This is a genomic window from Streptosporangium sp. NBC_01639 (assembly GCF_045209755.1).
Taxonomy (GTDB): Bacteria; Actinomycetota; Actinomycetes; order Streptosporangiales; family Streptosporangiaceae; genus Streptosporangium.
The window spans coordinates 4,698,423-4,723,463 of record NZ_CP109272.1 but is presented as its reverse complement, the minus strand read 5'-3'; the positions used below and the strand labels follow the sequence as shown (position 1 = coordinate 4,723,463).

The following is a 25,041-nucleotide window of genomic DNA, read 5'->3' as shown; positions in this document are numbered from 1 at the left end:
AACCTCCAAAGATTGCATATGAATTTTGATCACCATAGCTGTTACAAAAGGGGACCAAGGGGGAATTGGTGTTACTTTTTGATGTCCAAAAACAAGCCCGTATAGTGCCTGTAATCCGGATGGAACGGACCACAATGACGCGCCGTCACTCCCACATGACGCGCCGCTGCGTCGCCGGCCCGGAGACACCCCACCGGACCGTCCGATCACGAACCGGTGCACCACCTCCATGGCGCGACCCCGGCGACGGCATCCCATCCCGGATGGCACCGTTGGTCACACCACCCGGCCACCCCGGCGGCACGGAACCCCGGCGGTACGGAGCACCGGCGGTACGGCACCCTGGCACGGCCGAAATATCCTTTCATCGCCGAAACATCCCACTGAATACGTGAAGTTCATTCATGGCGAGCCACGCGAGAGGCCAGCGGCAATCCGCACATGAAAACGATTCCACGGCCGCTCTCTCGCGACATGTCCGGGCGGCTGAAAAATCAACGTGAGATGAACTCCGGTCACAACCGGAGAAAAGGCAGATCAGCGGGGAGGCCGGCGAGGCGACCGAAGAAACGGGGAGCGCGAGCCCGGCGAAAGGGCCCCCGTACTGCGCATCCACCACGCAACCACAGGTCACCGTGGCCCTGGTTTCGGGCGCACCCTATTGTTAATTATGTATTATTTATAAACCAATAGCCATAAGTGCCGATTACTCGACCCCTTTACCTTCCCAATGGATCACGGTCAGTCTAATATTTGGACCTATGTCATGGCGCGCATCGGATTTCCCAGACGGACAGGCTGGGCCCGCCGGTCGTGGTGACGCTTCCGCCGATCATGAATGGGGACAGGCCCCGGACTGGCATCCAGAACGGCTCGACGCATTCGATTGGCGGAAGGTCATTCTGTCCGGCGCAATTTTATTGATCTTCGCTGCGTCGGGGGTCTGGCTCGTCATGAGAAGCCCCTCCGAGTCACGGGCACTGGTCGCCAATCCGACCCCCCGGCCCTCCGGGACAGCGGCCCCTCTCTCACCGACGCCGGCCCCCTCCGGCACCGCGCCGGACGCCAAGAGCACACCGGCCTCCTCCACTCCCAATGCCACCGGCGCGACGGAGTCCTCGGCAGCGGACGGCAGGAGCACACCGCAGCCGTCCCTCAACCCCAGGACCGTCGCCACCGCAGAGGCAAGGATGAGGGTCACGGTCCCTCCGTCCGTCGAGTCCTCGGCCGAGGCCGCCGCCCCCCAGCTCTCCATCAAGCAGATGTACGGCATCCACAGCGGATACCAGCGGGGGCTGTCAAAGGCACAGGCCGCGCTGGACCAGGTCGCGATGGGGAAGCTGGAGCACGGGCTCGCGCTGGAGATGTCCCGGGCGAGCTTCAAGACCGCCCGGCTGGAAGGCACCGAGGTGCCGTCGGGGATGTGGCCCAACCCGAAGGTGTGGGCGCCCCGGCATGTCGACGGCACCCCCGACTGGTTCGTGGCGATCTGTTACGAACCAGGGATTGCCCGGATCTATGACCTGATGAGCTCCACTCCCGCCGGCTGGCGGCTGGTGGCGTCCGCAGCCGACACACGGGCCACCCCCGCCCGACTCCCCGAGATCGCGACCGACGCCGACGGCTACGCCACGAGCCTGCCGGAGGACGCTCCCGGACTGCTCGCGACCCCGCGCCAGGTCGCCGCCGCCCACCTGGCCAGCATGGCGGACGCCGAACCGGATCCGATGTTCGCCGACGGGCCGTGGACCAGCGACGTCGTGCGGTTCTGGCAGCAGGAGCGGGCCCAGCTGGAGGAGGCGGGCTGGACGCTCCGGCTCTCCTACCGGCAGGAGGGTCCGGTGCGGGCGCTGCGGACCGGCGACGGCGGCGCCCTGGTCTGGTACGCGGCTCGCTCGGTCGACACCCGCAAGGCCCAGCGGGTGGGCGCGAAGGTCAGCCTCAAGGGGTCGGCCGCCGTCCGCACCGCGAAAAAGGCCTTCGCCCACTCAGCCAATGCGACCTATGGACGCATGTACGTAGCCCATGTCCCTCCCGCCGGTTCCACCGATCCCGTCCGCGTGCTGGGCGAGTGGAGCGACGTGCTGGAAGGTCACGGCGACTGACACCCCCTGGAAGAAGAGGCAACATCCATGAGGACACCCTCACGTCAACCCTCACGTGCGACGGTGATCACCGCGAGCATCGCCATCGGCGTGTTCGGGACCGGTGCCGGGCTGGGAGCCGTCATCGCCGCGCGGTCGCATCCCGTCGAGGAGGGCGCGCTGCGGCTGGCCGCGGGCACCTATCTCCTCGACGAGAGCGCGCAGGCGTGGACCGCCCGCGAGCCGGCCGGCGGGGACCCGGCGGCCCCCCTCTCCGGAGCGGCCAAGGGCAGCGGCGCCGGGGATCCGCGGCTCTGCCTGACCGCCACCGTCGACGGGCACGCGGTCGGCGGCAGCGGAGGGGGCTGCGTCTCCTTCGCCGTGCTGGCCAGTGCCATCGCTCCCCTGCAACGGCCTGGAGATCGTAAGAGCACGACGGCGCCTTCGCCCAAGAAGGCGTCCTCGGCTCCGGACCCCAAGCGTTCGACGGCGGCGCAGCCCGTACCCCAACGTCAAGCGGCGCCGGTGCAGAACGCCCCGGTCCCCGCCCGCACGACAGCGGTTCAGGCCCCCTCGGCGAAGACGGTCCGCGAGCCCGCCCCCGCGCCGACCAAGAAGGTCAGCGGCAGCATCACGGAGAGCGGCAGCAAGATCGAGCAACCGGTGAAGCAGGTCGCGGTCAACTCCCCGGAGAAACAGCCGACGACCAGCTCGGCACCGCGGACGGGCAGCCGCGGACCGACGACCACCCAGTTCACGCCCCAGCCCACGACCCCCACGGCCCCGACGGGTACGGCACAGCCGCCCGCACCGCCCGCCACGGCAAAACCGAACCGGCCCACGGCGACTCCGAGGCCCCCGCACCCCCGCGGCCACCACCGTCCGAACCTCTCCACCTCGCCCGCTCCCCGGCAGGGCCAGCCCTCGAACACGGCCACGCCCTCCCAGCCGGCACCGAAGAACCTCCCGTCGACGGGACCGTCCCAGGGCGCCCAGCTGCCCACCCCTGATCCCCAGCTTCAGAACCCGTCCCAGACGAACAACGGGGACACGCAGCTGCCCACCGCCGAGCCCGACGGCCGGAACCCGTCCCAGCCGACCGACGGAGCCGTTCCGCCCACCACCCGTCCCGCCCCGAACGGCGAGATCACCGGGGGCGACGACTCCCTGCCGATCTTCCGGGACCCGGAGCTTCTCCGGCGGGCCCAGGAGGCCCTGGGGCTGGACAAGAACATGCGCTACACGGACGAGAACGGCGTATGGGACCTCAACATCGCCCCGCCGGGCACTCCCCCCTGCCGGGACTACTCGGCCGCCGAGCTTCAGGGACTCGACCGGTCCCAGGGCGGCAGCCCGGCCATACCCCGTGACTCGTGCCAGTGGCCCGCCTTCATCCGCTGGCTGTACGCCGACCCGGCCCCCGGCCAGATCAGCAACTGGACCAAGCTGACCGGCCTGCCCGCACGGAACCTGGAACTCGTGGTGACGAACCCCTCCACCCTGCCGCCCGTGTCGCCCGACGACAGCCAGGCCGAGCCGGACCAGGGCGCCCGGCCCGACACCGGACAGGACCAGCTGGAGCAGGCGATACAGCCGGACAACCGCCAGGTGCAGCAGGACCAGGCGGTGCAACCGGACAACCGCCAGTTCCAGCAGGACCAGTCCGTGCAACCGGACAACCACCAGTTCCAGCAGGAGCAGGCGGCGCGGCCCGACAACCGTCGGCCCCAGCAGGAGCAGGCGGCGCGGCCTGACAACCGCCAGTTCCAGCAGGAGCAGTCCGTACGGCCCGACAACCACCAGTTCCAGCAGGAGCAGTCCGAGTACACCGGCCCATGAGCACCTCCCCTGGAGCTGGGCGTGTCGTGCTCGGTCCCGGGCAGGGGACGGCGGCCTGGGTGGGCGAGCACGGCGCGCACCTGATGGACTACGCCGCCTACCACCTGCCCGCCGATCGGGCACCGCAGGCGGTCGCCTCTGTGCTGGCCGCCTGCCAGGACCAACCGGCACCCAGGGGTATCACGGTACGGGGGCGGCTGCTGGCCGCACTGCGGCATGACTGTCGCACCGCCCCCGGCTACCGTGAGCAGTACGTACCGGAGACGGGGCCCGGCATGCCGGACGCTCGGCTGATCACGCGGGTCTGGACGATCGTCGACCCGTTGGGTACCGAGACGCTCAGACTGATGTACCGCCACGAGCTGGCGACCGTGGATCTCTCGCACACGCTGGCGATGCCCGTGGAGGAGGTCGTCAGGCTCGCGACGCGCACCCAGGATCTGATCGAGACCCTGGTGAGCGGGCTGGACGCCATCGTCCACGACCGCCACACCTGTCCTGAGCTCTTCCCGCTGGCCGACGCCCTGTTTCCCGGCGGGCTCGGGGAGCCCGAGGAGCCCGGGGAATCCGAAGAGCCCGAGGAGCCCAGGGAGTTCGGCGAGCCCGAGGAGCCACGGGTGCTCTCGCCCACCGAGTTCGAGAGCGCCCGTACGGATCTGCTGTCTCATATGATCACCTGCTCCGCGTGCACGCGGCCGATCAACATCCGCTACACGGTCCCGCAGATGATCTCCAACCCGAGGATCTCCCCCCTCACCGCGAAGATGAGGAAGCGGCTCCTCGACTCCCTCCCGCCCGCCGTGAAACCGCCGCCGCCCAGGGTCGGCACCATGCCGGCCCCGGTGACGGACCCCAGCGCTCCCGAAAGGCCGCAGACCTCCGAAAGGCCGCAGACTTCTGAGAGGTCGCAGGACCCTGAGAAGTCGCAGGCCTCCGAGAGAGCGCAGGACCCCGAGAGATCGCAGGCCTTCAAGAGGCCGCAGGACCCCAAGAGGCTGCCGGCCTCCAAGAGGTCGCAGGACCCCGAGAGACCGCAGACCCCCAAGAGGTCGCAGGAGGAGACCCAGCCCGGCCGGGTGGTGCGGCCGGCCCGCTCCGATCGCTCCACCCTCCCCTACCTTCCCGTCCGGCCGGACCGCTCCACACCCCCCCACCCCACCCGCCCGGACCGGCCGGCTCCCGCGGACCGGTCCGACCGGCCGGGCCGTGCCGACCGTTCGGACCGCTCCACGCTTCCGTACCGTCCCGTGTCACCGGACCGCTCCACGCTTCCGTCTCTGCCGGCTCTGCGGTCCCGCCCGCCGTCCACACCTCCGCCGTCCGCGTCTCCGGCATCCGCGTCTCCGGCATCCGCGTCTCCGGCGTCCACGTCTCCGGCGTCCACGCAGGACACCCCCCTCTATGACGCGCTGATCTCACAGACATGGGCGCGTGAGGCGCCTTCTCCCACGGACGACGCGACCGCCACCGACCCCGGCAGGACCGGGGACGGGCGAGCGTCCGGGATCAAGGCGTACACCACACCGATCGGCGAGCCGGAAGGGGTGCGGTTCGGCCCCGGGGTCCGGTTCGCGGAGGCTCTCGCATGGGCAGGGGAACAGGTCCGGAGCACGACCATAAAGATCGTCATCATCGCGGTCGCGGGCACGACCGGCACCCTGATGGGAATGAACCTCCTGGGTCCGGCCATCGGAGGCAGGGAGTCGCCGGGCGCCACGCCGTCCTCCGCCCCGCCCTCAACCGCGCAGACCGTCACGACCGGAGACGCCGCCCCCACCGTCCAGAGCAAGCTCGCCAGACAGGTGTCGATCCCCCCTGCGGTGACGTTGGACGAGTTCGGCCAGGGCAGCCTCGTCCTCACCGTCTCCGAGGACTCCCTGGAATGGCGGATAACCGCACCCGGGCTGACGGTGACGCCGTCCAGCGGGACGCTGAAGCAGGGCCGCACCGATGTGATCAACCTGCGTGCCCTCCGGAACCGCTACTGGTGCGGCTTCCCCGGCGCGGTCACCGCCCCACTGACCTTCTACGGCCCCGACGACTCGATCACCACGACGGTGCGCTGGCTCACCTGTTGACGGTCCCCTCCCATCTGCTCGTGCACGTTCCCCCGAAAGGACCCTGGCCATGACGGACACGTCCCCGCAGATCCAGCCTTCGCCGCCGGCCGCTGCGGAGCAGTCCCAGGAGACGGTCCCGCTCACCGCCGAACATCTGCTCACCAACAGGCGCCACGAGCCCGCCAACGGATGGCGGCGCCTTGTCTGGCAGCTCTCCGGTGGGAGGATCGTCCCCGGGGAGTCGGCCACGGAGGTCGAACGCCGCACGCTCATGGCCCAGGCCCAGACTCCCGTGGCGAGCGGGCACCACCGAATCGCGGTCATGAGCCTCAAGGGCGGGGTCGGCAAGACGACGACGACCGTGGCCCTGGGCAACACCCTGGCCTCTCTGCGGGGTGACCGGGTCATCGCGATCGACGCCAACCCCGACCGGGGAACCCTCGGCATCAAGGTCAAGTCCGAGACGGCCGCGACGATCCGCACCCTGCTCGCCGAAGCTCCCCACATCGTCCGCTACGCGGACGCGCGGGCCTTCACCTCCCAGTCGTCCGCCCGGCTGGAGGTCCTCGCCTCCGACACCGACCCCGCCGTGAGCGAGGCGTTCAACGCCGAGGACTACCGTACGGTCGCCGGGCTCATCGAGCGCTACTACTCGATCTGCATCACCGACTGCGGGACCGGGTTGCTGCACGGGGCCATGGGCGCGACCCTGGAACTGGCCGACCAGATCGTGCTGGTCACCCTGGTCGCGGTGGACGGGGCGAGTTCGGCCTCCGCGACACTGGACTGGCTCACCGCCCACGGGTACGCGGACCTGGTCAAGAACGCCATCGTCGTGCTGAACGCCGTAGAGGCCAAGTCGGACGTGGACGTGGAGCTGCTGGAGCGCCACTTCAACTCCCGCTGCCGCGCCGTGATCCGCGTCCCCTACGACCCCCACCTCAAGGAGGGGGCGGAGGTCGACCTGGTCCGTCTCCAGTCCACCACCCGGGGGGCGTACCTGCGGCTGGCAGCCGCCGCGGGACAGGCGTTCGGCGTACGGCCCGACCGGAGCCACTAGTGCCGCCGGTGGCCGAGGACCCCGCTCTCGACTGGGACCTGAGCCCTCCCGGGCGCGGTTCCCGGCGGATGATCATCGTGGTCGTCTCGATCGTGGGAGCGATCCTCCTGACGATCAGCGGGTGGCGGGCGCTGCATCCGGAGCCCGTCCCCACACCGGCCAGTACCGCGGACGCCACCTCCGGCGCCGTCGTGCTCGCCTCGCCCTCCGGCTACAACGGCGACGGTGGCAACCCCGTCGGGTTCCCCCACACCGACCTGGGGGCGGTCTCGGCGGCGGCGGCCGCACTGGAGGCCGAGTGGACGCTGGACACCGCCCAGGCCGAGCAGTCCGTGGTCCTGTACGTTCCGCCGGAACAGCAGGACGCGGCCCGGGCCGGTGCGCAGGCCGCCGCCACCGAGTGGCGGAAGACCCTCGGTCTCCCCGAGTCGGGGAAATTGCCCGACGGGGCGGCCATGCAGACGAAGACGGTCGGGGTCCAGTGGCGGACCCGCGCAACCGACCAGGTCCAGGTCTCTCTTCTGGTCCAGGTGACCGCGACCAAGGGCATCGGGGACCCCGACCCGGTCTACTCCAGACCGCACGCCAGAACCCTGCTCATGGCATGGCAGGCCGGCATGCGCGGGGTGGGGGACTGGGTCAGGATCCCCGATCCCGTCACCGCCGCCGCGCCTGAGGCGGCCATGCCCGGCACCCCCGAGTTCACCGCCGCGGGCTGGAAGCCCCTTTCCGGCCCCGCGGCGCCCACCCCCTAAATCGAGGCATCATGATCTCCAGATCGCATGTACGGCTGGCAGCGCTGAGTATGGTGGCGGCGCTGACGGTGGGGACCCTCATCAGCGCCGCCCGGGGTGAGGTGGCCTCCGGCACCGCAGGAGCGGCTTCCTGCTCCCCCTCCACCGACACCACGACCCCCGCCGATTCCACCGGTTCCACCGGCACCACGAACACCACGAACACCACGAACACCACGAACGCAGCCGACACCACAGACACAGCCGGATCCACCGAGCTCACCGACCCGACTGACTCCACCGACTCCACCGAGCTCACTGACCCGACCGGCTCAACCGAACTCACCGACTCCACCGAGCTGAGCGCGCCGGCCGAACTGACCGAGCTGAGCGCGCCGACCGAACCGACCGACTCCACCGAGCTGAGCGCGCCGGCCGGCGGGGCCAGTGCGGCCGGAACCCACGGCTGGGGCGCCCCGGTCTGGTGTGCGGAGTTCGACGACTACCTCGACCCGGCCGACTGGGTGGTCTACGACTCGGCCGGGCACGACAACCAGGGCCAGCGCTCTCCCGACCAGCTTTTCATCGGGAAGGGGTCGCTCTACCTGTACGGCCGCGCCGACGGCACCACGGCCGGGCTGGGCAGCCGTCACAGTCAGGCGTACGGGCGCTGGGAGACCCGCGTCCGCATGTACGAGGGAGCGGATTCGTACCGCCCCATCGCCCTGCTGTGGCCGGACGGCGGCGGCGGGGGCGTGCACAGCGCCACCGGCGAGGAGATCGACTTCCTCGGTGTCATGGACCGGCCGGGCAAGTGGCGGGCGAACTTCTACCTGGAGACTCCCGAGGGTCAGGATCAGTCCTACTCCGAGGTGGACCTGACCGACTGGCACACCTACGCGGTGGAGAACAGCCCCAGCGGGGTGGTCGGTTACCTCGACGGGCAGGAGTGGTTCCGCTCGGCCATGTCGACCCGCAGCCCGATGTCGGCCTGCCTGCAACTGGACTGGTTCCCGGGGCGGGGCAGCCCGGGAGAGGCCTGGATGGAGGTCGACTGGCTCCGCATCTACCCGATGGACACCGGTGGCGCCGGATGAGGCCGACCCGATCCGCGCAGGACGCGGAGTACGGCCGCGCCATCCTTCGCAGGACGCGAAGTACGGCCGCGCCGTCCTCGCAGGACGCGGAGTACGGCCACACCATCCTTGGGAGGACGCGGGATCCCGCCTCACGTCCTCCCACCCGGTGGCCGACCGGGCCGGCGAGGTCTCAGGCGCTCTGCAGCCCGGCGTACAGGCCGCGCAGCCGCATCAGCTCCTCGTGGGTGCCGACCTCCTCGATACCGCCGTCACGCATGACCACGATGCGGTCGGCACCGCGGATGGTCGACAACCGGTGGGCGACGACGAAGACCGTCCGTCCGGCGACCAGGCGGGCCAGCGCTCCCTGGATGAGCGACTCCGACCGGTTGTCCAGCGCGGAGGTGGCCTCGTCGAGGATGAGCACGCGCGGATCGCGGATCAGGGCGCGGGCGATGGCCAGCCGCTGCTTCTGCCCACCGGAGAGGCGGGCGCCCCGCTCTCCCACGACCGTGTCGAGCCCGTCGGGCAGCCGGTCGATGAACTCCATCGCGTTGGCGTCCCGGAGCGCCTGCCGTACCCGCTCGTCGGAGACGTCGGTCATGCCGTAGGTGACGTTCTCCCTGATGCTGCCCTCGAAGAGGATGGACTCCTGGGGCACGACCGACAGGAACCTGCGGTAGGTCCGCATGTCCAGGGTCTCCATCTCGCGGCCGTCGAGCAGGATCCGGCCGGAGGTCGGCCGCAGGAAGCCGATGACGAGGTTGAGCACGGTCGACTTGCCCGCGCCCGACGGACCGACCAGGGCGATCGTCTCGCCGGGGACCACCGTGAGGTTGAATCCGGTGACCGCGGGGGCGTCGCCGTTCTCGTCGTTCTCCCCGTAGGAGAACTCGACGTCGCGGAACTCCACCTCGCCGCGGACCGCGGAGACCTTTTCCTTGCCCGCGTTGTGCTCCAGGTCGGGGGCCTGCAGCACCTCGCCGATCGACCGTACCGACGCCAGCCCCTTGCTGATCACAGGGGTCAGGCTGAGCAGGGAGGTGACCGCGGAGGTCAGGGTGGCGAAGAAGGTGGTCAGCATGACCACGTCGCCGACGGTGATGGGGATGACCTGGTAGTAGGCGACGAGCGCCGAGCCGGTCAGGAAGACCGCGCCGAGCACGTTGAGCAGGATCCAGGCCAGCGCGCCGAATCTGCCGTTGAGCAGGTCGAGCCGGAGTCCCTTGCGCAGCACCTTGGTCAGGGTGCCGTCGACGCGGTGCAGCGCGTCCTGCTCCAGGCCGTGCGCGCGGGTGATCGGGATGAGCGTGGTCATCTCGCTGACGCGGCTGGAGAGCTTCTCGACCTCACGGCGGAAGCTCTCGTTGTCCTCCCGCAGCCGGGTGCGCAACCGCATCACCAGGGACGCCGCCGCGGGCACGACCAGCACGAAGACCGGGAGTGCGACGGGCACCCGCAGGGTGATCACCACCAGGCCGCCGGCCAGCATGGTCAGGGCCGACAGCCCCATGTCGCCGGCCTGCTGGGTGGTCTGCTCCACGCTCTCGACGTCACGGATCACCTTGGTCTGGAGCACGGCGGCGCTGACCCGGGAGTGGTAGCCGATGGAGAGCTGCTGCATCCGGCGGCAGAGCGCGGAGCGCAGGTCCATGCCCATCCGCCGGATCGCGCCGTGCAGACAGCGGACGTAGAGCAGGTGAAAGGGATAGTTGAGGAGCAGGAGGACGAGCAGCACGGCCGCGTTGACCCACAGCTCCGTGATCGGACGGTGGCCGCCCACGATGTCGACGACGTTGGCGGTGATCAGCGGCAGCAGCCAGGTGGGGCTGTGCTTGACCAGGAAGGCCACGACCGCGACGAGCAGCCGGAAGCGGTCCTCCCTGAAAAGGTAGGCGAGCGTGCGGATGGGGTGTTCGCCCCGGTAACGATGATCGAGAGCGCCGACCACAAGTCCCCCAAATCACTGAAAATATCGACGCAATCTTCCCCCTTCAAGATTTCCGTCATGTGACACCGCCGGACCCTCCGGCGGACCCCGGCATCCCCGAGGTCAGACGCCTCCGGCGGACCCCGGCATCCCCGAGGTCAGACGCCTCCGGCGGGGAGACGCATCTGGAGAACCTGGCCGGGCCACTCGCCGACCATGAAGGTCTCGGCCCTGGTGAATCCCTGGCTCTCGTAGTACTTCACCAGCCGGCCGTCGTCGCCCGCGTAGCAGTCGACCCTGACCAGCGAGACCCCCAGCTCCACCGCCTCGGCGACGGCGCGTTCCAGCAGGACGGAGCCGACGCCACGGCCGTGGAACCGCTGGTCGATGACCAGGACCTGAACGTACAGCTCCGGCTCGGAGGCCGGGGAGACGTATTTCATCGCGTCCCCGACGACCAGGCATCCGGCCGGCTCGCCGTCGATCTCGGCGATGCGCATCCCACCGGCGCCCGCCCAGGAGGTGGCCTGCTCGACGCGGGCGGGGCTGGCGGAGAACGGCTCGCTGCCCCACTGGCCGGTACGGCCCTGCGCGGTCAGCCATGCCACCGCGCTGTCGAACATCTGCAGCACGGCCGGGACATCGTCATGTCCACCATTACGGATAATCATCGGCGGATCGTAACAGGGGCGAACATACCGGCCCGCCGCCCGGTCCAGCGGAAGCGTGGATGCCGCCGGCGTCTCCTTCCTGGATGATCTGTCACAGAAGGGATAATTGTGAGTTCTTATCTGCCTCTTATAGAGGATTAGTACACTCGGCGACGGCCGGTATCCGGCTCCTCAGCCATGGGTGCACGCCCTGGCCCACCCCATCAGGAGTCACGTGAGCAGCGGGTTGATCGACGCACCCACCGGACCCGCGAAACCGGGTCCACGCCCGCGCCGCCGCAGGTGGCTGTGGTGGGTGGTGGCGGTGGTCGCCGCCATCGTGGTCGCGGTGGCGGCGACGGTGGGCGGGGCCTACGTCAAGCTGGCCGGGAACGTCAAACAGATCGACGTCACGAAGGAGGATCTGGGCGTCCGTCCGGTCAAGGTGGCGACCAAGGCGCTGAACGTCCTGGTCGTCGGGTCGGACCAGCGCGGCGGCAAGAACGCCAAGTACGGAAAGTTCCCCGGCGAGCGGACCGACACGATCATGCTGGCGCACATCTCGCCGAAGCGGGACAACGCGATGGTCGTCAGCTTCCCCCGGGACTCGATGGTCCAGCTCCCGCAGTGCCAGGCCAAGCAGGGGCTGCCCGGTCAGCAGGCGCATCTGGGCATGATCAACGAATCGTTCAACTCCGGCGGCATCGCCTGCACCTGGAAGACCGTGGAATCGCTCACCGGCATCCACGTCGACCACTTCGTGAAGGTCGACTTCACCGGTTTCAAGGGCATGGTCGACGCGGTCGGCGGGGTCGAGGTCTGTGTGCCCGAGCCGATCCACGACAAGAAGGCCCTGCTCACCCTGCCTGCGGGCCGGCAGACGCTCAGGGGCGAGCAGGCCCTGGGCTACGTCCGGACCCGCTACAGCCTGGGCGACGGCTCCGACATCGGACGCATCCAGCGCCAGCAGATGTTCATCGCGTCCATGGTCAAGAAGGTGATGAGCGGCGAGACTCTCACCGACCCCGCGAGGCTCTTCGGCTTCCTCGACGCGGCCACCAAGTCCGTCACCACCGATCCCGGCCTCACCCCCCTCGTCATGAAGGACCTGGCGACCAGCGCACAGGGCCTGGCCGCCGGGCAGATCCACTTCATCACCACTCCCTGGCGTTACTCGGTCACCTATCCCGGCCGGGTGGAGTGGGTCGAGCCGCAGAGCAGGAAGCTGTTCCAGATCGTCGCCCAGGACAGGGCGGTCGCCGGTTCCGGAGTCAAGGGCGGCCAGTCCAAGATGTCCCGATCGAAGATCCAGGTCGAGGTGCGCAACGGGACCGGCCGCTCCGGCCTCGCCGCGCTGGTCGCCGTCCGGCTGGAGGAGCGGGGCTACCACATCGCCAAGGTCGGCGACGCGCCGCGCAAGCCGTACCCGAAGACCACGGTCGCCTCCTCGCCGAACGGTGCTCCCGGGGCGCCGACCCTCACCCGTGACCTGCTCGCGTCCACCGGCCGGTCCGTGCCGCGGGCGACCACGGCACGGCTCATCCTGACGATCGGCGACGACTGGAAGGGGCTCAAGCCCCTCCGGCAGGACGACACCGACAGCCTCAAGGGCTTCGACGCCACCCATGACTCCTGCGCGGGCGCCTGATCGTCCCTTTAAGGGACTTATTGTCCTTTTAAGGAGGGTCACGGCAGGTTGCAGAGAGGGAACCGAGCAGGCCGACTAAACGAGCATAAGACCATATAACACCTTTGCCTCTGGATGAACACTCTCCGCTTATAAGGGAGTAGGGGTTGATTTCCAGGGGGGGATGTGCTCGCACCGCGCTATCCACGTTCGATCCAGGGCCGGGCGACGCTGACCGCGTTCCTGATCTTCGCAATGTTGCTGGGAGTCGGGACACTCGCGACATCGCTGACCGTACGGGCCGAGGTGCTGCAGGAAACCGTCGACAGCGTGGCGGCGGCGGCACAGGAGGCGTCCAAGGCCGTCGGCCAGGGCAAGCCGGTCAGCACGCTGCCGACGGACCAGGTCAGCCGACTCCAGGTCGTCGCCCGCGACGGCCGGGTTCTCGCGGCCAGTCCGATGATGGAGGGAGAGCCCGCGATCAGCAGGGCGTGGCCCGCCGGGGACGAGAGCCGGGTGGACGAGACGACCTGTACGACGTCCGGAGGCAGATGGAGGTGCTTCATCACGGTGGGCTATCGGCAGAGCGGCTCCCCTTATGGAGACGTCATGATCTATGCGGCGAGACCCCGGCCACCGGTGCTCAGCAACCCCATCGTGGAGGCCGCGCTGGCCGTCCTCTCCCTCGTCCTACTGGCGCTGCTCACCGGGGGTGTCTGGCGGACGGTCGGCCGGATCCTGGAACCGGTGAGACGGATCCGCACCGAGATGGCCGAGATAACCGACACCTCCGATCTCAGCCGACGGATGACCCCGTGCGAGCGGGAGGACGAGATGCAGGAGCTCACCCGGACCGTCAACACGACCCTCGAGCGACTGGAGCGGGCCGTGGAGGTCCAGCGCCGCTTCGCCTCCGACGCCTCGCACGAGCTGCGCACCCCGCTGACCGGACTGCGCACCAAGCTCGAACTGGCGCTCGCCGACCCCGAGGCGGAGGAGCCGGCCCTGACGATGCGGTCCGCGCTGGCCGACGCCGAGCGGCTCCAGACCATCGTGGACGACCTGCTCATGCTCGCCCGCCTCGATGCCGGGGTGCGTGACTCGCGCGAGCAGATCGACCTCGGCCAGCTCGTCGCCGGCGAGGTGAAGCGGCAGCCGTGCCGGCACAAGGTCCTGCTGCGCCTCAAACCCGACGTGGTGGTCCAGGGCAACAGGATCCAGCTGTCCCGGCTACTGACCAACCTGCTCGCCAACGCCGACCGGCACGCGACCGACGAGGTCGAGGTCCACGTCGGCAGCGAAGGGGCCGAGGCCGTGCTGGAGGTCACCGACGACGGGCTCGGCATCCCGGCGGACCAGCGGGACCGGGTCTTCCAGAGGTTCACCCGGCTGGATGCCGCGCGCAGCCGGTGTGCCGGAGGGACGGGGCTGGGTCTGCCCATCGCCAGGGACATCGCCTCGGCGCACCAGGGCAGGCTCTACGCCGCCGACAGCATGACCGGTCACGGCGCCCGGCTGGTCCTGCGCCTCCCGCTGTCGGACGTCCCCGCCTAGGGCCTGCGCCCCCCGCTGTCGGACGTCCCCGCCTAGGGCCTGGACCGGACGTAGACCGGTTCGCCCACCACGACCATGCGGAAGAGCCACTCGGCGACGTGCGCCGGGACCCGGACGCACCCCGAGGCCGGCCGCTGCGCGGGAACCGGGATCAGCGGTTCCGCCGGCCGCCTCCCCACCGGGTCCGCCTTGACGCCCATGAGCCCGCCCATGAGGCCGCTGGTGAAGTCGACGGCGGGGTCCCTTTCGAAGGAGATCGCTTCGTCCGTCGTCACTTTCGGATCGACCGTCGCGTGCCTGGCTCGCTTGACGAGGCGAAAGTCCCCCGCCGGGGTGAGCGTGCTGGAGCTGTAGCCGTACTGGCAGAAATAGGTCCCGCTGCCCGTGGAGACATGGGAGATGAGGACCGGGCGGTCACGGCGGTAGGCGATGAGGAGCTGGCGGCTCAGGTCGATCTCGACCCGCTGGGGCCGGCCCGTGGGTACGAGCGGCGCCATCCGCCGCGGATCGGCCAGCGCCCGCCAGGTCTCCGCGCCGACCCTGTCCTCCGCCACCAGTCCCTGTGACTTCTGGAAGGCCCAGACCGCGACCTGGGTCTCCGTGCCGTAGTAGCCGTTCACCAGGCCCGGGGAGAACTTCAACTCCCGTAACCGTTCCTGCAGCCGCTCCACGATCTTCGCGTAGTCACCAGGATGCAGAGCCCGCGGCCTGGCCGACACCGGCGCCGGGGATCCCAGCACGCCGAAGGTCACCACCACCGTCCCCGCCAGATATTTGATCACATGGCGATGAATACCCCCGTGGATCAGGAAAGCCCTGGTCGCCATCGCAAAGAATCGATCCCGACATCACCCGCCGGGGCGAAATTGGCCTGAATTCATTATGTGCAAGAATCAGGCCATGCACAGGATCGTGGTGTTCGCCCTGGACGGCGTCATCCCCTTCGAGCTGGGCATCCCGGCCCGGATCTTCGGGGTGGCCAGGGGGCCGGACCGCAAGCCGCTCTACGAGGTGATCACCTGCACCGTCGACGGCGGCCCGGTCCGCACCGACGCCGACTTCTCGATCTCGGTGGAGCACGGGGCCGAGGCGCTGGCCACCGCGGACACCGTGGTCATCCCGGCCACCCACGCCCTCGGCCCGATCTCCCTGGAGGGCCGGCTTCCCGGGCCGCTGGCCGAGGCGATCGCCCGCATCCGGCCGGGCACCCGGCTGGTCTCCATCTGCACCGCCGCCTACGTGCTCGCGGCGGCCGGACTGCTCGACGGCCGCCCGGCGACCACGCACTGGAGCCACGCCGAGTCCTTCCAGATGTTGTTCCCCCAGGTCAAAGTCGACCCCAATGTCCTGTTCGTGGACGACGGCGACGTGCTGACCTCGGCCGGGGTGGCCGCCGGGGTCGATCTCTGCCTGCACATCGTCCGCCGTGACCACGGCAGCGAGACGGCCAACATGGTGGCCCGGAGTTGCGTCGTCCCGCCGTGGCGGGACGGCGGCCAGGCCCAGTTCATCGAGCGCCCGATCCCCGAGCCGTCCACGGCCACCACCGCCGCCACCAGGGCCTGGGCCCTGGAGCGCCTGCACCTGCCGCTCCCCCTGGTCGAGCTGGCCGCCCACGCCCGGATGAGCCGGCGCACCTTCACCCGGCGCTTCCGCGACGAGATGGGGGTCAGCCCGGGCCAGTGGCTCATCCTGCAGCGGCTGGAGCTGGCCCGCCGCCTGCTGGAGGCCAGTGACCTGCCGGTGGACGGGGTCGCCCTGCGGGCCGGGTTCGGCACCGCCGCCTCACTCAGGCAGCACCTGCACGCGGCCATCGGCATCTCGCCGATGGCCTACCGCCGCACGTTCCGGCCGGCGGGGTCAGCGCCGGAGCCGGCCGGGGCCTGAACCGGCGGCACGGCTCAGCCGTGCCGGAGGTGCTCGCGGCTGAGGTCGAGGAGCAGCCGGACGTGGACGTCGGCGAGCCGGTAGTAGATCATCCGCCCGGCCCGGCGGCTGGTCACGATGCCCGCGGTCCGCAGCAGCCTGAGCGCGTGCGACACGGCGGTGTCGCTGACCTCCACCGTCTCGGTGAGATCGCAGACGCAGAGCTCACCGGCTTCCAGCAGCGCGTACAGCAACCGGGCCCGCGTCGGATCGCCCAGCAACCGGAACAGGTCGGCGAGCCGGGTCGCCTCCGCCGCGGTCACGAGCCGGTCCCGCGTCGCCGCCACTCTGCCCTCATCCGGCTCCACGCTGGTGCAGGCGTCCAGATCGGTGAGGGCACTCATGGGAAAACTCCTGAACAGATGCTCAAATGATAATGACTATCGTATCAAGCCTCCCACCGGCGGCGCGGACCCCTGGGCCGTGACCATCGGCACGACGTCCGCGAGGGGGCGCACCGCGAGCCGCGGTGCGCCCCCTCGCGGACGTCCGTACCTCGTCAGGACGACGCGGTGCTCAGCGGCTCGGCGATGTCCTCCAGGCCCCTGCGCTCGGCCTTCACCCCGAGGAACACCTCGACCAACCCGGCCGCGACCATGAGGGTGGCACCGATGGAGAAGGCCAGCGCGGTGTCGCCCGGCCTGCCGCTCTCGACCAGGTTGGCGAAGACCAGCGGACCGGCGATGCCGCCGACGAAGGTGCCGATCGCGTAGAAGAACGCGATGGCCATGGCCCGGGTCTCCATCGGGAAGATCTCGCTGACGGTCAGATAGGCCGCGCTCGCCCCGGCCGAGGCGAAGAAGAGCACGACGCACCAGCAGGCGGTCAGCGTGACCGCGGTCAGCACCCCCTGGTTGAACAGCCATGCCGTACCGAACAGCAGCAGACCGGACAGGATGTAGGTGCCGGAGATCATGGGCACCCGGCCGATGGTGTCGAACAGCGGGCCGAGCAGCAGCGGGCCGATGAAGTTGCCGACAGCGATGACCGCGAAGTAGTAGCCCGTACTGGTGTCGATCTTGAAGAAGGTCGACAGGATCTGGGCGTACCCGAAGGTGATGGCGTTGTAGAGGAACGCCTGCCCGACGAAGAGCGAGAAGCCGAGAATCGTGCGCTTGGGGTAGCGGGCGACCATGGTGTGCGCGATCCGGCCGAAGCCGATGGACTTGCGCTGGTGGATGGTCATGGACTGCGAGGGCTCCTCCAGCCGGACGCCCTTCTCGTGCTCGATCCGCTCCTCGATGCCGTCGACCAGGTCCTCCGCCTCCCGGTCCCGGCCGTGGATGAACAGCCAGCGCGGGCTCTCCGGCACGTGCCGCCGGACGAGCAGGATCCCCAGGCCGAGGACCACGCCCAGGCCGAAGGCGATGCGCCAGCCGACGTTCACCGCGAAGTTGTTCAGCAGCGGGACGGTCAGCAGCGCTCCACCGGCGGCACCGAGCCAGTAGCTGCCGTTGATGATGATGTCGATGCGGCCGCGGTGGCGGCTCGGGATCAGCTCGTCGATGGCGGAGTTGATCGCGGCGTACTCCCCGCCGATGCCGAAACCGGTCAGGAACCGGAAGAGGAAGAACCACCACGCGGAGAACGACAGCGCGGTCGCGGCGGTGGCGATCAGATAGACGATCATCGTGATGATGAAAAGCTTCTTGCGGCCGAACCGGTCGGTGAGCCAGCCGAAGAACAACGCCCCGAAGCACGCCCCGGCCACGTAGAGGGCCGCCGCCGTACCGGCCACCTGGGTCTGGGTGATCGCCAGACCGCTGCCTTCCTTGGCCAGCTGGGCGGAGAGGTTGCCGATGATGGTCACTTCGAGGCCGTCGAGGATCCATACGGTCCCCAGCCCCACAACGATCATCCAGTGCCATCGTGACCATGGCAGCCGGTCCAACCGCGCGGGGACCTTCGTGGTCACCGTCCCCGTCTGAACATCGCTCATGTTCCCAGCGGCTACCCATCGTGGAGCGGCTCATGCCCCACCGCCCGGTGCGACGGCGGGGTTTTCCCGGTGCGCCGGGAAAACCGGTGTGACCTCGATGACCAGGACAATTGCCATTCTTTTCCGATACATTGCGCGGACATCGGAGACTTGACGCCACACAGGGGGAGCGATGAGAGCCCGGATCACGGGCGTCGCGACGTATCTGCCGGAACAGATGCTGACCAGCGCGGAGGTGGAGCGGCGGATCGAGGGGTATGTGCCCTACCGGGGAGTCGTCGAGCGGCTGACGGGCATCCGGTCACGGCACCTCGCCCGCGACGACCAGCAGGCCTCCGATCTGGCGGCCGAGGCCGCCCGCGGGCTCGACCACGTCGGCACCGATCTGCTGATCTTCGCCTCCGCCTCGCAGGACATGGTGGAGCCCGCGACCGGGCACATCGTCGCCGCGAAGCTCGGCCTGTCCTGCCCGGTCTTCGACGTCAAGAACGCCTGCAACAGCATGCTCAACGGGATCCAGGTCGCCGAGGCCCTGATCCTGTCCGGTGCGCACCGCAAGGTGCTGGTCTGCTCCGGCGAGGTGCCGTCCCGGGCGATCCGGTGGCGGGTCGGGGACCGGGCGCAGTTCGTGGACTCCTTCGCCGGATACACGCTCTCGGACACCGGGTGCGCGGTGCTGGTCGCCGCGGACGCGGAACGCGGCATCTTCTACCGCGACTTCTCCGCCGACTCCGCGGCGTGGGCGATCGGCACCCTGCCGGGCGGCGGGTCGGCGCATCCACGCGACCACGAATACTCCTACTTCCGGGGCGACGGGCGACGGCTGAAGGAGGCGTTCGAGCGGATCGGCCCGGACATCTTCCGCAACGCGCTCAAACAGACCGGCCTGAGCTGGGACGACTTCGAGATCGTGGCGGTGCACCAGGTGGCGCTGCCGTACCTGCTTCTCCTCGCGGAAACACTGGGCATCCCCGAGGAGAAACTGGTGGTGAGCCTGACCGAACACGGAAACTGCGCCTCGACCACGCTGCCACTCCAACTGGAGCTGGGCGGATGGCGTCCGGGTGACCGGGTGGCGCTGCTCGGCCTCGGCGGCGGGATCAGCGCGGGCGTGATGCTGGCGGAGATGTGATGGACCTCTGGGTGATCGTTCCGGCCTACAACGAGGCCACCGGCATCGAGGCGACGCTCCGCGCGCTGGCCGCGCAGGAGGACCGCGACTTCACCCTGGTCGTGGTGGACAACGCGAGCACCGACGGCACCGCCGGGATCGTCGGCCGCCACGGCGTCCGGGTGGTCACCGAGACCCGCAAGGGCACCGGCGCCGCCTCCGACACCGGGATGCGCCACGCCATCGCGCACGGCGCGACCCATCTGGCCAGGACCGACGCCGACTGCCTGCCCCGCCCCGACTGGGTGCGCAACATCCGGCGCGCGTTCGGTGACGGGCTGGAGATGGTGGGCGGCCGGCTCGCGCCCCGCACCGACGAGTTCCCGCTGAAGCTCTGGGAGCGGTACCTCATCCCGTCCGTGGTGAGCGTGGCCGCGGCGTTCGGCCGCTTCCGGCCCGGCAACCGGTCATCGGAGTACCTCGGCCCGTACGTGATGATGCCCGGTGCGACTTTGGCCATCACCGCGTCGCTCTACGAGCGGGCGGGAGGCTTCCCCAGGACCGCGATCGAGGAGGTCCACGAGGACCGCGCCCTGGTCAACCGGGTCCGCACGCTCACCTCCGCGTACGGCTCCCGCCGCGACGTGGTCGTCTTCGGCTCCGTCCGGCGCCTGCGGGCGTACGGCCTGGCGGGCACCCTGGCCTGGTACGCCGACCACCACTACCGCCCCGAAGTGATCGATATCCGGTGAACCACGAAGCCCGGCTCCAGCTGGCCGCGCACCCCTTCGCCTACCCGCTCATGCGGCTGCTGGCCCGCCTCGGGCCGGTGGTCCGGGTGCCGGGGCTGGGGGTCGTGGTGAACGACGCCGCCACCGCGCGCGCCGTACTGACCGACGAGCGGTTCCGCAAGGACGGTCCCGGCTCACCCGGCGACCTGTGGACGCCGGTGCTCGGCCCCTCGGTGCTGCTCAACATGGAGGGTGCGGCGCACCTCTCGCTCCGCCGGAAACTGATGCCGCTGTTCACCTCCGCATACGTCTCGGCGCTGGTCTCCGACGTGCTGCGCGATCCCCTGGCGGAACTGTCCGCCCGGCTGGCGCACGGCGAGACCGTCGACCTGGTCGATGCCATGCGGGTGATGGCCGGGGCGGTGATCTGCCGGGTGATCGGGCTGGGTGAGGTCTCCGAGGCCCGCGCCCGCGCGCTGTTCGCCGACGGGGAGCGGGTCGTCTCGATGGTCTCGCTGAGGTCCCGCCGGCTGCGGGCGGGGCAGGTGGCGACCGCCAGACGGGTGCTGGACGGGATCGGGGACGTCGCGCAGGCCGCCTACGACACCGGCGACCCCGCCACCGTCATGGGCCGGATGCGGGCGCAGGGGCTGTCGTCCGCCGAGGCCAGGGGCGCCGCCGGTGCGTTCTTCCTGACCGGCACCGAGACGGTGGCCACCTTCGTGCCCCGGCTGATCGCCCTCCTGCACGACCACCGGACGGAGGTGGACGACCTGGACCCGGTGATCGAGGAGGCCATGCGGATCACCACGCCGACGCCGGTGATGCTGCGTTCGGTGGCCTCCGCCGCGCGGATCGGCCGGGTGGCGGTACGGCCCGGCGACCGGGTGCTGATCGTCACTCACAACTGTGCCCGCGCCCACGGCCCGTTCGACCCCTCGCGCGGGCACCCGCCCGAGCTGCGCCGCCTCTGGTTCGGCGCCGGCCCGCACTTCTGCATCGGCTACCCCCTGGCCCTGGCCGAGATCCGGGCCGTGGCCGCGGTCCTGCTCTCCCACCGGGTGCGCGTCGTACGGCGGCGCGCGGCCAGGGGAGTCCTCATCCCCACCTACGAGCACCTGTGGATCACCGCGGCATGAGCGACGACATCATCACCGGCATCATGGCCACCGCCGGGCGGGAGCCCGGACGGGTCGCCGTCGTCGACGGCCGGGGCCGCAAAGTCACCTACGGCGAGCTGGCCCGGCGGGTGGACGCGGTCCGGGACGCGATGGCCGGGCGACCGGGCGCGGCGGACGGGCTGCGGCCCGGGGACGGCGTGCTGTTCGCGGTGCGGCCGGGGGTGGACGCGGTGGCGCTCGCGCTGGGGGCGGTGGCGGCGGGCGGGATGCTCGTGCTCGCCGACCCCGGGCTGGCTCCCGAGGTGCTCGCCGCCCGCATGGCCGCCACCCGGCCGAGGTGGGTGGTGACCGAGTCCCTGCTCCATCTTCTGAGTGGGCCGCTCAGGGGCCTGGCCCGCCGCCGGGGCCTGCTCCTGCCCGACCTCCGCGACCCCCTTCCCGGCCAGGCCGTCCGCCACCTCCACACGGGGCCGTGGCTGCCCGGCGTCCCTCGGGGAGCAGTACGGCTGTCCCGGATCCTCCGGTCGTCCGGCTCCGGCCCGGCGCCGCGAGGGCCGTACACCACCCACGGGGACCAGCCGGCAGCGGTGATCTTCACTTCGGGGACCACCGCCCGCCCGCGGGGCGTGGTGCACACGCGGGGGTCCCTGGCGGCGGGGCTGGCGCTCTTCCGCGGCGCGTTCCCGCTGGGACCCGGCGACGTCGTGCACACCGACCAGCTCATGCTGGGTCTGCCCGCGCTGCTGGCCGGAGCCACCTGGTCGCTGCCCGGTGGCGGGGACCTCACCGCCGAACTGGCCGCCAGGGGGGCCACCCACACGTTCGCCGTTCCGGTGCACCTGGACAGGCTGCTCCGCAGGACGCCCAGGCTCCCGGAGACCCTGCGCCACCTGCTGCTCGGCTCGGCTCCCGCACCGCCGGCCGTGCTTCGCCGGGCGGTCGAGGCCGGACCCGAGGTGCTGTCGGTCTACGCGATGACCGAGGCGCTGCCGATCGCAGTCGCCTCCGCGCGGGAGAAGCTGGCCCAGGCCGAGGGCGATCTGCTCGGGGCGCCCCTGCCGGGGGTCGGGATCCGGGTCGCGGAGGACGGCGAACTGTTCGTGTCCGGTCCCCACCTCGCCCGGGGCTATCTCGGCGAGGATCCGCTGCGGGAGGTCGCGACCGGGGACCTGGTCCGCCTGGAGGAAGGCAGGATCGTCCTGCTGGGACGGAAGAAGGACATGATCCTCCGCAGCGGGGTGAACATCTACCCCGGCCTGTACGAGCCCGCCGTGGCCGCGCTGCCCGGGGTTGCCGAGGCGGCAATCGTCGGACTCGCCGACCCCGAGACCGGAGACGAGGAGGTCGTGCTGGCCGTCGTCCCCGCCGACGGCTACGACGGCGACGCGGTGTGGAAGGCCCTGCCCGCGGTCATGGACGCCGGCGCCCTCCCCGACCGGGTCGAGCCCCTCGGCTCGTTCCCCCGCTCCGGCCGCGCCGACAAGCTCGACCGCGCCGCCCTCCGCAGCCTTCTCACCCGCCGTGCCTGAGGCGGGAGGACCGTGGTGAGGATCGCGATGACCGGGTTCCTGACGCGGGGGCCGTGGTGAGGATCGCGGTCACCGGAGCCTCGGGGTTCGTGGGCGGGGCGGTCTGCCGCGCCGCCGTACGGCGAGGGTGGCGGGTCTCCGCCTTCGGCAGACGGCCGTCGGTGGAACCCGGCCAGCTGGGCGGCGCGCCGTACACCTCCTGGGACCTGCTGGGAGCCGGGCCGGAGCCACCGGAGGTGGACGCGGTGATCCACTGTGCGGGGAGCGTCACGGACTGGGGGCGGCCGCGGGACATCTGGGCGGCCAACGTGGACGGCACACGCAACGCGGCCGCCGCCTTCCCGGGCGCCAGGTTCGTGCACGTGAGTACGGCCAGCGTCTACGACCCGTTCCGGCCGACCGTCATGGCCACCGAGGACATGGCTCCCGTGAGCCGGTACCTCAACGCCTACGGCGCCGCGAAGGCCGCCGCCGAGAGGACCCTGCGGAGGGCGATCGTGCTGCGACCGCACGCCGTCTACGGCCGGGGGGACACCACTCTGCTGCCGAGGGTGCTGGGGGCGGTCCGGGGCAGGAGGCTCCTGGCGGTGGGCGACGGGCGCCAGCGGGTCAGCCTGACCTCGGTGGACAACCTGGTCGAGGCGTGCCTGCTCGCCGCCGCCGGCCCCGTCGGGCATGGCGTGTTCAACGTGACCGACGCCGAACCCGTCGTCCTCGACGACGCGCTGCGCGCGATCCTCACCGAACGCGGCATCGACGCGGAGCCGTACTATCTGCCCCTCGGGCTGGCCGAGCCGCTCGCCGCCGTCGCCGAGAGCGTGTTCCGGCTGTTCGGACGGCGGCGTCCGCCCCGGCTCACCCGCTACGCCGCGGGCCACCTCGCGGTGGAGCGGACCCTCGACATCACCGCGGCCCGCGAACGGCTGGGGTTTCAGCCCGCGGAGACGTCCTTCGAGGGCGCCGCCGGATGGTGACGGGGAAGAGCTGTTCCCGGTGGGCCCTCAGGTAGGTCATGCCCGCCACGAGCAGGCCGGCCACGAAGAGGATCCGTAGGCCGGCCCTCAGGGTCCCGGTCAGCGCGTCGAAGACGATGGTCGCGGCCTCGACCGTCGTCGCACTCCCCACATAGTCGGGCAGGTAGACGCTGCGGACCGCGGCCAGGGCGACGGCCAGCGCGAACATGCTCGCGGCCAGGCCGAGACCCGCGCCGATCAGCGCCCTCCCGCGGTCACGTGCCAGGCGCACCCCCGCCGCGAGGAAGCCGAGGGTCAGGACGGGAGACACCCACTTCATATCGATCAACCAGGTGTAGGCGGTCCGCGCCCTGACCAGGTCGGCCGAGGAGAATAGGTCGATCGTCGGCCGCAACACGGGAGGATCCTCTCCCAGTTCCTCCCTGACCAGGTCGTTCACCGAATCCCTGGTCCGGTCGTACACCGGTGTGAGGTCAAGGCCGACGGCGGCTTCCCGGGTGGGCGGCATCCACGCGCCCTCACCGGACAGCATCGGCATGAGCCGCAGATACGCCGCCCGGTTGACGTCTCTCCAGATGGCGGGGAAGGCGCCGGATTCGACGACCCCTCTGACCAGATCGTGGACGAGGTTCTCGGTGGGCGTGAGCGCCTGCCTCCGCAACGGTCTTGTGATCTTGTTGGTGATGCGGTCGACGACGGCGTCCTGGATGTTCGGATCGTCGGCCAGGGGCGCCATGTCCTCGACGTAGCCGCCGGTTTCGGAGGCCTCGTCCGCCACCCAGAACCCGACAAGGGTGATGGGGGCGAAGGTGCAGCCGAGCGCAATCAAGATCACAGATATCACCGCCCGCACGGTTCCCCTCCCCTCTTCTACTCCACAATCCCCCGTCCCACCTGCAGAAACACACTTATCGTCCTTTTTATCCATGATTTGCGGAGCGGTGATCACCCGGAACGACGGACTCCGCACACCGAAGCTTGACCCGGCCCTCCCAGCGCGTCGCACGACCACATAGCCCATTCATCCGACAACCGTTACTAACCTGTGACACGTGCGGGCGGCAGACAGGAGATGTTAGAAAGATGGCAGGTA

Annotated in this window: 20 protein-coding genes; 14 read left to right on the top strand and 6 right to left on the bottom strand. The window is 70.3% G+C overall.

Annotated elements, in window-relative coordinates; translation table 11 throughout:
* The first annotated feature begins 953 nt into the window (after positions 1-953).
* The 6 genes from OHA77_RS21615 (at position 954) to OHA77_RS21590 (ending at position 8,874) form a co-directional block, all read left to right on the top strand.
* Positions 954-2,105: a hypothetical protein gene (locus OHA77_RS21615; RefSeq protein WP_406311375.1), complete on the top strand. Its 1,152-nt coding sequence runs from the start codon at positions 954-956 to the stop codon at positions 2,103-2,105.
* Positions 2,106-2,168: 63 nt separating this feature from the next.
* Positions 2,169-3,923, top strand: coding sequence for a hypothetical protein (locus OHA77_RS21610; protein ID WP_406311374.1), 1,755 nt, complete (start codon positions 2,169-2,171; stop codon positions 3,921-3,923).
* Complete coding sequence (locus OHA77_RS21605) at positions 3,920-6,001, top strand: hypothetical protein (protein WP_406311373.1); 2,082 nt, start codon at positions 3,920-3,922, stop codon at positions 5,999-6,001. The genes OHA77_RS21610 and OHA77_RS21605 overlap by 4 nt, the downstream gene beginning before the upstream one ends.
* Positions 6,002-6,050: 49 nt before the next feature.
* Positions 6,051-7,043, top strand: a complete 993-nt coding sequence (locus OHA77_RS21600) for a MinD/ParA family protein (protein ID WP_406311372.1) — start codon at positions 6,051-6,053, stop codon at positions 7,041-7,043.
* A gap of 8 nt (positions 7,044-7,051) precedes the next feature.
* Positions 7,052-7,798: a hypothetical protein gene (locus OHA77_RS21595; RefSeq protein ID WP_406311371.1), complete on the top strand. Its 747-nt coding sequence runs from the start codon at positions 7,052-7,054 to the stop codon at positions 7,796-7,798.
* Between the two features lie 11 nt (positions 7,799-7,809).
* On the top strand, positions 7,810-8,874 hold the full coding sequence (locus OHA77_RS21590) for a glycoside hydrolase family 16 protein (RefSeq protein ID WP_406311370.1): 1,065 nt from the start codon (positions 7,810-7,812) through the stop codon (positions 8,872-8,874).
* Between the two features lie 172 nt (positions 8,875-9,046).
* On the opposite strand, the gene OHA77_RS21585 is transcribed toward OHA77_RS21590, so the two are convergent.
* Both OHA77_RS21585 and OHA77_RS21580 read right to left on the bottom strand, forming a co-directional pair.
* On the bottom strand, positions 9,047-10,807 hold the full coding sequence (locus OHA77_RS21585) for an ABC transporter ATP-binding protein (RefSeq protein WP_406311369.1): 1,761 nt from the start codon (positions 10,805-10,807) through the stop codon (positions 9,047-9,049).
* Between the two features lie 137 nt (positions 10,808-10,944).
* Positions 10,945-11,457, bottom strand: a complete 513-nt coding sequence (locus OHA77_RS21580) for a GNAT family N-acetyltransferase (protein ID WP_326826499.1) — start codon at positions 11,455-11,457, stop codon at positions 10,945-10,947.
* Positions 11,458-11,671: 214 nt separating this feature from the next.
* Between OHA77_RS21580 and OHA77_RS21575 the strand changes: the two genes are divergently transcribed.
* A complete protein-coding gene (locus OHA77_RS21575) occupies positions 11,672-13,084 on the top strand; it encodes an LCP family protein (protein ID WP_406311368.1) in 1,413 nt (470 codons plus the stop codon).
* Positions 13,085-13,249: 165 nt separating this feature from the next.
* Positions 13,250-14,617: an ATP-binding protein gene (locus OHA77_RS21570; protein WP_406311367.1), complete on the top strand. Its 1,368-nt coding sequence runs from the start codon at positions 13,250-13,252 to the stop codon at positions 14,615-14,617.
* A gap of 32 nt (positions 14,618-14,649) precedes the next feature.
* Here the strand turns inward: OHA77_RS21570 and OHA77_RS21565 are convergent, their stop codons facing one another.
* Positions 14,650-15,399 (bottom strand): L,D-transpeptidase family protein, encoded by a 750-nt coding sequence (locus tag OHA77_RS21565; protein ID WP_326826502.1) that lies wholly within the window; start codon positions 15,397-15,399, stop codon positions 14,650-14,652.
* A gap of 118 nt (positions 15,400-15,517) precedes the next feature.
* Between OHA77_RS21565 and OHA77_RS21560 the strand changes: the two genes are divergently transcribed.
* A complete protein-coding gene (locus tag OHA77_RS21560; protein ID WP_406311366.1) occupies positions 15,518-16,504 on the top strand; it encodes a GlxA family transcriptional regulator in 987 nt (328 codons plus the stop codon).
* 14 nt (positions 16,505-16,518) lie between these two features.
* On the opposite strand, the gene OHA77_RS21555 is transcribed toward OHA77_RS21560, so the two are convergent.
* Together OHA77_RS21555 and OHA77_RS21550 are read right to left on the bottom strand one after the other, a co-directional pair.
* Positions 16,519-16,887: a metalloregulator ArsR/SmtB family transcription factor gene (locus tag OHA77_RS21555; RefSeq protein ID WP_326826504.1), complete on the bottom strand. Its 369-nt coding sequence runs from the start codon at positions 16,885-16,887 to the stop codon at positions 16,519-16,521.
* A 155-nt stretch (positions 16,888-17,042) separates the two neighbouring features.
* A complete protein-coding gene (locus tag OHA77_RS21550; protein ID WP_406311365.1) occupies positions 17,043-18,482 on the bottom strand; it encodes an MFS transporter in 1,440 nt (479 codons plus the stop codon).
* A gap of 172 nt (positions 18,483-18,654) precedes the next feature.
* Here OHA77_RS21550 and OHA77_RS21545 point away from each other — a divergent pair, with 172 nt between their 5' ends.
* The 5 genes from OHA77_RS21545 to OHA77_RS21525 are packed head-to-tail and all read left to right on the top strand — an operon-like array spanning position 18,655 to position 23,948.
* On the top strand, positions 18,655-19,614 hold the full coding sequence (locus tag OHA77_RS21545) for a 3-oxoacyl-ACP synthase III family protein (protein WP_406311363.1): 960 nt from the start codon (positions 18,655-18,657) through the stop codon (positions 19,612-19,614).
* On the top strand, positions 19,614-20,345 hold the full coding sequence (locus OHA77_RS21540) for a glycosyltransferase (RefSeq protein WP_406311362.1): 732 nt from the start codon (positions 19,614-19,616) through the stop codon (positions 20,343-20,345). The genes OHA77_RS21545 and OHA77_RS21540 overlap by 1 nt, the downstream gene beginning before the upstream one ends.
* Complete coding sequence (locus tag OHA77_RS21535) at positions 20,342-21,463, top strand: cytochrome P450 (protein WP_406311361.1); 1,122 nt, start codon at positions 20,342-20,344, stop codon at positions 21,461-21,463. The genes OHA77_RS21540 and OHA77_RS21535 overlap by 4 nt, the downstream gene beginning before the upstream one ends.
* On the top strand, positions 21,460-22,974 hold the full coding sequence (locus OHA77_RS21530; protein ID WP_406311360.1) for an AMP-binding protein: 1,515 nt from the start codon (positions 21,460-21,462) through the stop codon (positions 22,972-22,974). Before OHA77_RS21535 ends, OHA77_RS21530 begins: the two co-directional genes overlap by 4 nt.
* 56 nt (positions 22,975-23,030) lie before the next feature.
* Positions 23,031-23,948 (top strand): NAD-dependent epimerase/dehydratase family protein, encoded by a 918-nt coding sequence (locus tag OHA77_RS21525; protein ID WP_406311359.1) that lies wholly within the window; start codon positions 23,031-23,033, stop codon positions 23,946-23,948.
* Here the strand turns inward: OHA77_RS21525 and OHA77_RS21520 are convergent.
* Complete coding sequence (locus tag OHA77_RS21520) at positions 23,878-24,783, bottom strand: hypothetical protein (RefSeq protein WP_406311358.1); 906 nt, start codon at positions 24,781-24,783, stop codon at positions 23,878-23,880. The two genes, OHA77_RS21525 and OHA77_RS21520, sit on opposite strands and share 71 nt — an antisense overlap.
* Positions 24,784-25,041: the final 258 nt, after the last annotated feature.